Source organism: Bacillus sp. PPSBB_11 (assembly GCF_038023285.1).
Lineage (GTDB): Bacteria > Bacillota > Bacilli > Bacillales > Bacillaceae > Bacillus > Bacillus altitudinis.
This window is the reverse complement of the sequence record NZ_CP150633.1, coordinates 1,988,537-1,988,907: the sequence shown is the minus strand read 5'-3', so window position 1 is coordinate 1,988,907 and position 371 is coordinate 1,988,537. Positions and strand designations below refer to the sequence as shown.

Sequence of the window (371 nt, the reverse complement as noted above, 5' to 3'; positions counted from 1 at the left end):
TGAATTTGTAACAAAATCAAACTTAGGGGAAGTATAATATTTTAACACAGATCATATCATGCTCTTACTCGAGGAATATAATATTATACAAATTTTTCTCTCCAAAATAAGAACATTGAAAATAAAACAAAAAAACCAAAGGTCTACAACCTTTGGTTTCTTAGATGCGGCCGAGAGGACTTGAACCTCCACGGGTTATTCACCCACTAGGCCCTCAACCTAGCGCGTCTGCCATTCCGCCACGACCGCGTGTATGATGTGCTCATATATTCATAAGTGCACTGTTTGAAAAAACAATGCGGGTGAAGGGACTTGAACCCCCACGTCATAAAGACACTAGATCCTAAGTCTAGCGCGTCTGCCAATTCCGC

1 tRNA gene is annotated in these 371 nt (G+C 41.0%); it reads right to left on the bottom strand.

From position 1 onward, the window contains the following. Positions 1 to 165: 165 nt before the first annotated feature. A tRNA-Leu gene (locus V7L95_RS09770) sits at positions 166 to 249 on the bottom strand. Between the last annotated feature and the right edge of the window lie 122 nt (positions 250 to 371).